Genomic DNA, 6627 nt, shown 5'->3' with positions numbered 1-6627 from the left:
AGGGGGTCAGCACGATCTGCTCGCACCGTCCCTCGCAGTCCGGGCAGTCACGGCTGGTGCGGACGTCTTTGTGCCAGCCGTGGAAGCCTTTGTCCTCGGCCGGGGTCAAGTCGTGGGCGTGCAGGCGTTCCCGGATCCGCAGCCGGCGGGCGGCGGTGATGTCGGCGGTCTTGCCCGGCAACGCCGCCGACACCCACAACAGCCGGCCGTGTTCGTCGGTCAGGGCGAGCACGACCAGCCCGTGCTGTTTGTGTTTGCCGTTGTAGTTCGCGCGGTTCGCCCGGCCGGTGCGGCGCCGGGTGCGGATCAGGGTGCCGTCCACCAGCACCGCTGACGCGCCCCGCGCGGCCAGCCGGTCCAGGACCCGGCCCAGCCGGGCGGCGCGGGCGGCGAGCAGGGCGATGACTTCCAGCACCCACCGCCGCACCGTGGACGCGGACACGCCCATGCCGGCCCCGAGGGGCCAGGCGCGGGTCGTGGCGCAGCACGGCGAGCACGGCCAGGGCCTGCTCGGCCGGGGCGGCTTTGCGCCAGCGGGAACGCAGCCGCCGGCGATGGGCGCGGATCAGCTCAGCCAGCATCTGCAGGGTCGATCGCGAGAGAGGAAGCGCGACCTGATAGGAAAAGGACTCGAAGCCCTCGGCGGGTTGTTGACTCACATCTCGATCTTGCCGAGGGCTTCACCCGTTCCGGCCCCGCCACGCTGGTTCCGCCGCCGTTTCGTTGCCACCACAGGCAACCACCAGAACCTCAGCACCCCGACCAGCCACAACCACGATGAAACAACCCCATTGGGGCGCATCTCGGCGGCAAGTGCGCGGCCTCATGAAGATGCGCCCTACGACCAGCCCGTGTCCGTGAGGGGAACCCTGCGGGAATCAGAGTCCCTCAGGGTTCCCCTCACGGACGTTTGCCTTGCTACACCGTGAGGATCGAGCGCAGGCGGCCGACGTCGGTCATCCGGCGTTCGGCCAGGCGGTCGGCTGCGGCGGCGGGAGGCACGCCGTCGGCCTTGGCCAGTTCGTACACCGCCTTCGTGGTGTCGAAGATGGCCGCTGTTTTGCGCTGGGCGCGGGCGAAGTCGAAGCCGTGCCGTTCGTCGTCCACCTGGATTACGCCGCCTGCGTTGACCAGGTAGTCCGGGGCGAACAGGATGCCGCGGTCGTCGAGCAGCTTGTCGACGCCGGGGTGGGCGAGCTGGTTGTTCGCCGCACCGCAGACGATCCGGGCCTGCAACGCGGCCACGGTCTCGTCGGTGAGCACGCCGCCCATCGCGCACGGGGCGAAGACGTCCAGCTCGGTGCCGATCATGGTGTCCACATCGGACACCACCTCGACGCCGGGGTACGTCGCGCGAGTGCGTTCGACCGCGCTGGGTGCGACGTCGGTGATCACCACGTGCGCGCCGGCTTCGACCAGGTGGCCGACGAGGATGTGGCCGACCTTGCCGACCCCCGCGACACCGACGCGGCGGCCGGTCAGTTCGGGGACGCCCCAGACCTGGTCCGCCGAGGCGCGCATCCCCTGGTACACGCCGAAAGCAGTGAGCACCGAGGAGTCGCCGGCACCGCCGTCCTCTGGGGAGCGGCCGGTGACGTGCCGGGTTTCGCGGGCGACCACGTCCATGTCGCGGACGTAAGTGCCCATGTCGCAGGCGGTGATGTAACGGCCGCCGAGCGAATCCACGAAACGGCCGAACGCGCGCAGCAGCGCTTCGGACTTCAGCGTGTTCGGGTCGCCGATGATGACGGCCTTGCCGCCGCCGAGGTCGAGGCCGGCGAGTGCGTTCTTGTACGCCATTCCCTTGGAAAGCGCGAGAACGTCGTCCAGCGCGGCGTCTTCGGTGGCGTAGGGGTAAAACCGGGTACCGCCGAGGGACGGGCCCAAAGCGGTGGAGTAGATGCCGATGATGGCTTTCAGCCCGCTGGCCTCGTCGTGGCAGAACACGACTTGTTCATGGCCGCTGTGCCGGCCGAACACGCCTTCGGTCACGGTGGTGACTCCTTTGTCTCCCACGCGGCTCGTGGCCGCGCAAATGTGTGAACGGTGCGCACCGGGGAGCGGGGGTTGCCCATTCACCGGTGCACACCGTCAACCTACTTCGCCGTTCTTCGGGCCACCACCCGCATCCCGGGAGCTTCACCCCAGATCCGCGACAGCTTCCCGAAGTGTGGAAATCGCGGTCTCGAGCTGTTCATCCGACAGGTACGGCGCGGGACCGAACCTGAGGTAATGGCCGCGGCTGTCGGTCCGCACGCCGCGCGCGGCCAGGCGTTCGCACAGCTGCCCGGCGACGGGACTGCGCAGCGAGAGGAAGCCGCCGATGGCGTCGAGCGGGGTTTCCCGGTCGCGGGTGACGACGTCGTCGGGGAGGCCGAGATCGTCGAAGCAGCGCGCGAGCAGGCTGACCTGGTGCTGCGAGACCTCGCGCAGGAACTCGGCGGTGAGTCCTTCGTCAGCGAAGAATCGCTGCACCCGCACGCCGCGGTAGTGGCTCGACGGGTCGTAGGTGGCTCCGGCGAACCGGTCGCCGCCGGGGGCGTACGCGACTTCGTCTGGTCGGCGTTCGTCGGCGAGGGCACCGAATTCCGCGTACCAGCCGGTAATCACCGGGCGCAGCTCTTGCGCGTGCGCGGGCAGGCGCAGGAAGCAGTTGCCCTCGCCGAGCTGGAGATACTTGTAGCCGCCGCCGAGCACCCACGCGTTGGTGAGGCCGAGGTCGTGCAGCGGGAACGGGACCGCGCCGACCGCGTGGTAGGCGTCGACGACCAGCTCGACCGAGCGGCTCCGGCAGGTTTCCGCCAGATGTGCGAGGCCCGGCACGATCCAGGACGTCTCGAACAGCACCGCCGACGTGAGCACCGCGGCAGTACGGTCGTCGACCTGGTCGGCCAGCCGTTCGGCCAAAGTGGCCACTGGCGCGGCGGGCACGCGGACGACCTCGACGCCTTCCTCGGCCAACCGGGTGAGCTGGCGGCGCAGAGTGTGGAATTCTCCGTCCGTAGTCACCAAACGCGGCCGCTTCCGGAGTTCGATCGCGGACAGAAAGCGCAGCACGAGCTCGTGCGTGTTCTGGCCGAGCGCGTAGTCGCCGTGCGGATCGGACAGCCACTGCCGGAACCCGTTCCGCAGCTCGTCGGCCTTCGCGAAGGCCCGGCCCCATTTCTCGTCCACCTCCTGCGCGGCGTCGGCGAACGCTTCGCGCAGGCCCTCTTCGGCGACGTCCGGCCAGGCCTGGTGCGAATGCGCGGACAGCAGCAGCCGGTCGGCGACGCGGAACCGCGAGTAGTGCGGGGCGAGCGCGTTTTCCTTGGCGCGCAAGGATTCCACAGTAGTCACAACCGGCTCCGGACGGCCCACAGGTCCGGGAACATCGGGGTGAACAGCGTGGTGCGCAGGTAGGTCGCGCCGGACGAACCGCCGGTGCCGGTCTTGTCGCCGATCGTGCGCTCGACCATCTTCACGTGCCGGTAGCGCCATTCCTGCAGGCCCTCGTCGAGGTCGACCAGCGCCTCGGCGAGCACCGAGGGGCCGCCGTCGTCCTGGTACACCTTCAGCAGCACTTCCTGCAGCTCCGGCGACGCCTCGAGCGGACGGGTCACGTCGCGGTCGGTGGCGACCGGGTAGCCCTTTCCGGACAGATACGTCAGGAACGAGTCGAAGACCGACGGACGGCGCATCGCGTCCGCGATCCGGGTGCGCTGCTCGCCGCCGTCCGGGTAGTGCGCGAACACGCGCTCGTCGCGGCGGCCGAGCACCGCCTCCAGCTCGCGGAACTGGCCGGACTGGAAGCCGCTCGACGCGTCGAGGCGGGCGCGGAAGCTGGTGAACTGGCTGGGCGTCATCGTCTCCAGCACGTCGATCTGCGCGACCACCACCTTCAGCACGGTCAGGATGCGGCGCAGCGTGCGGATCGAATGCGCGGTGTTGCCCGCTTCCAGGTTCTCCTGCAGGAACGCGGCCTCGTGCAGGATCTGCTTGAACCACAGTTCGTAGACCTGGTGGATCACGATGAACAGCAGTTCGTCGTGTTCGTCCGAGCGCGGGCGCTGCGCGGTCAGCACCTCGTCGAGCGCCAGGTAGGACGTGTAGCTGAGCGCGGCTTGGGTGTCGTCGGTTCCGGTCATCGGGTTCCTCATCTCGTGGACAGGGTTCGGTCGAAGTGGCGCTGGGCGGGTGGCGCGAGCGCTGAATACAGGTCGTGGAACAGCTTGACCGCGGCGTCCCGGGTCTCCGGCGCCGGGATCAGCTCGGAAGGCAATTCCGGGTCCAGCGAAGGAAATTCGCGATAGGTGTGCACCAGGCGGGTGCGCACGGCGAACGCTCGCGCGTCGCTGAGATCGCCTGGGCAATCGCCGAATTCGGCGACGAACGCGGCGTAGCGGGCGGACAGTCCGTCCAGGTCCCACGCTCGTCCGGCGAGCCGACGCACGTCCAGCGCGGCGGACGGGGTGCCGAGCATCAGCCCGGCGTGCTCGGCGACTTCGAGTTCGGTGAGCAGCGCGAGCACCTCGGCCTCGCGGTCGTGCGGGGCGAGCCAGGTGCCGTCCTGGACCGGGCCGAAACCGAGGAAGCGCAGCCGCCGCACCAGCCGTTCGCGGGATTTGCGCCGGGTTTCCGGGATGTTCTGCCACAGCACGGTCCAGGTCCCGGCCGGTTCGTCGCGACGGCCGAGGCCGAAGATCCGCCGGTCGCCGTCGTCGAGCAGGGCGACCGTGCGCGCGGTCAGCGAGTAGTGCACCAGCCTGCCCTCGCGATGCCGGGACAGCAGGCCGCGGCGCACCAGCCGGGTCAGCGCGATCCGGGCCGCGCCGTCGGAGAACCCCAGCTCGTGCAGCAGCGCGACAAGGCCGCCGGACCACACGCGCCTGCTTTCGCGCGGGCGCACGTAGCTGCCCAGCAGCGTCATCACGAGCTCCTGGGGCGTGCGGGCGGGTTCGGTGTCGGGCACGAGGCAACTCTATACACCTCAGCCCGCTGCAGTGTAGCTTTCGGGAGTGAGCAGTTTTTCGGACCGAATCGTCGTGGTCACCGGCGGCACGCGCGGCATCGGCGCGGCCGTCGCCGAGCGGTTCCGCGGTGCCGGCGCGACGGTGCACTCCCCCGGCCGCGCCGAGTGCGACGTGACCGACGAGGCCGCCGTCCGCGAGTACTTCGCCCAGCTCGGACCGGTCGACGTGCTGGTCAACAACGCCGGGGTGTCGTCGAGCGCGCCGCTGGCGAAGACGGGCCTCGACGACTGGCGGGGCCAGTTCGAGGTCAACGCGACCGGCGCGTTCCTGTGCACCCGCGCGGTGTTGCCGGGGATGCGCGAGCGCGACTTCGGGCGGATCGTCACGGTCGCGTCGACCGCGGGTTTGGCTGGTGCGCGCTACACCTCGGGCTACACCGCGTCCAAGCACGCGGCGGTCGGGTTGATGCGCGCGGTGGCGGCGGAGGTGGCTGGCACCGGCGTCACGTCGAACGCGGTATGCCCGTCGTTCGTCCGCACGGACATGACCGCGACGTCAGTGGCCCGGATCCGCGAACGCACCGGCCGCGACGAAGCCGACGCGGAAGCCGCGCTCGCCGCCGCCTCCCCGCTCGGACGGCTGCTCGAACCCGGCGAAATCGCGTACGCCGTGGAGTTTTTCGCCGCCCCGGCGGCGGCCGCGATCAACGGACAGACCCTCGTACTCGACGGTGGAGGAATCCAGAAATGAGCCCGTTCCGCGCCAGTGTCCCGCTCACGAAATCGTGGGAGCACTTCGAGTTCACGGTGGACGACGGGGTCGCGACGGTGACCTTCGACCGTCCGGAAAAGCTCAACGCGCTCACCTTCGACGTCTACGCCGACCTGCGCGACCTCGTCGCCGAATTGCCGCATCGCGGCGACGTCCGGGTGCTCGTGCTCACCGGAAAGGGCCGCGGGTTCTGCTCCGGCGGCGACGTCGAGGAAATCATCGGCGAGCTGCAGAAAATGGACACCGCGGAACTGCTCGAATTCACCCGGATGACGGGTGCGGTGGTGAAAGCCATGCGCGAGACGCCGATCCCGATCATCGCGGCGATCAACGGCGTCGCGGCCGGTGCCGGTTCGGTGCTCGCGCTGGCGAGCGATTTCCGGCTGCTGGCCGAATCGGCGAAGTTCGCGTTCCTGTTCACGAAGGTCGGCCTGGCGGGCGCGGACATGGGTTCGGCGTACCTGCTGCCGCGTCTGGTCGGCCTCGGGCGGGCGACGGAATTGCTGATGCTGGGCGACAAACTCCCCGCCGCGCGCGCCGAAGCGATCGGGCTGGCGAACCGCGTGGTGCCGGACGCCGAACTGGCCGACGAGGCCACCGCACTGGCCCGGCGGCTCGCGGACGGCCCGGCTTTGGCGTACTCCACCACGAAGGTGCTGTTGACCCGCGAACTCGACAGCGACCTCGGCAGCTCGATCGAGCTGGAAGCCATCACGCAGGCGCTGTTGATGACAGCCAAAGACCACAAGGAGTTCTACGCCGCCTGGTCCGCCGGTCGCAGTCCACAGTGGACCGGCCGCTGACCGCCCGCTGACCGTCCGTGAGGGGAACCCTGAGGGACTCTGATTCCCTCAGGGTTCCCCTCACGGACAGCTAGAGCTAGAGCTAGAGGTCGGTGTAGGCG

7 protein-coding genes are annotated in these 6627 nt (G+C 69.7%); 2 read left to right on the top strand and 5 right to left on the bottom strand.

The annotated features are described in order from the left end of the window. The 5 genes from ACFXI3_RS47010 to ACFXI3_RS46990 all read right to left on the bottom strand — a co-directional run. The coding region (locus ACFXI3_RS47010; RefSeq protein WP_378408730.1) for a transposase family protein at positions 1–448 on the bottom strand (448 nt) is incomplete at its 3' end. Positions 449–918: 470 nt separating this feature from the next. Beyond that, positions 919–1992, bottom strand: coding sequence for a Glu/Leu/Phe/Val dehydrogenase dimerization domain-containing protein (locus ACFXI3_RS47005; RefSeq protein WP_378408728.1), 1074 nt, complete (start codon positions 1990–1992; stop codon positions 919–921). A 147-nt stretch (positions 1993–2139) separates the two neighbouring features. Further along, complete coding sequence (locus tag ACFXI3_RS47000; protein WP_378408726.1) at positions 2140–3339, bottom strand: kynureninase; 1200 nt, start codon at positions 3337–3339, stop codon at positions 2140–2142. Continuing rightward, on the bottom strand, positions 3336–4127 hold the full coding sequence (locus ACFXI3_RS46995; protein ID WP_344287098.1) for a tryptophan 2,3-dioxygenase family protein: 792 nt from the start codon (positions 4125–4127) through the stop codon (positions 3336–3338). The genes ACFXI3_RS47000 and ACFXI3_RS46995 overlap by 4 nt, the downstream gene beginning before the upstream one ends. Positions 4128–4135: 8 nt before the next feature. Next, entirely contained in the window at positions 4136–4909 is a 774-nt protein-coding gene (locus ACFXI3_RS46990; RefSeq protein WP_378408732.1) for a PaaX family transcriptional regulator C-terminal domain-containing protein, read from the bottom strand. An 88-nt stretch (positions 4910–4997) separates the two neighbouring features. Between ACFXI3_RS46990 and ACFXI3_RS46985 the strand changes: the two genes are divergently transcribed. Both ACFXI3_RS46985 and ACFXI3_RS46980 read left to right on the top strand, forming a co-directional pair. After that, entirely contained in the window at positions 4998–5702 is a 705-nt protein-coding gene (locus ACFXI3_RS46985; RefSeq protein WP_378408724.1) for an SDR family NAD(P)-dependent oxidoreductase, read from the top strand. Beyond that, positions 5699–6526, top strand: coding sequence for an enoyl-CoA hydratase family protein (locus ACFXI3_RS46980; protein ID WP_116205276.1), 828 nt, complete (start codon positions 5699–5701; stop codon positions 6524–6526). The genes ACFXI3_RS46985 and ACFXI3_RS46980 overlap by 4 nt, the downstream gene beginning before the upstream one ends. The last annotated feature ends 101 nt before the right edge of the window (positions 6527–6627 follow it).

Origin of the sequence: Amycolatopsis sp. NPDC059235 (assembly GCF_042754125.1) — a bacterium.
GTDB classification, from domain to species: domain Bacteria; phylum Actinomycetota; class Actinomycetes; order Mycobacteriales; family Pseudonocardiaceae; genus Amycolatopsis; species Amycolatopsis albidoflava.
This window is presented reverse-complemented; position numbering and strand designations above follow the sequence as displayed.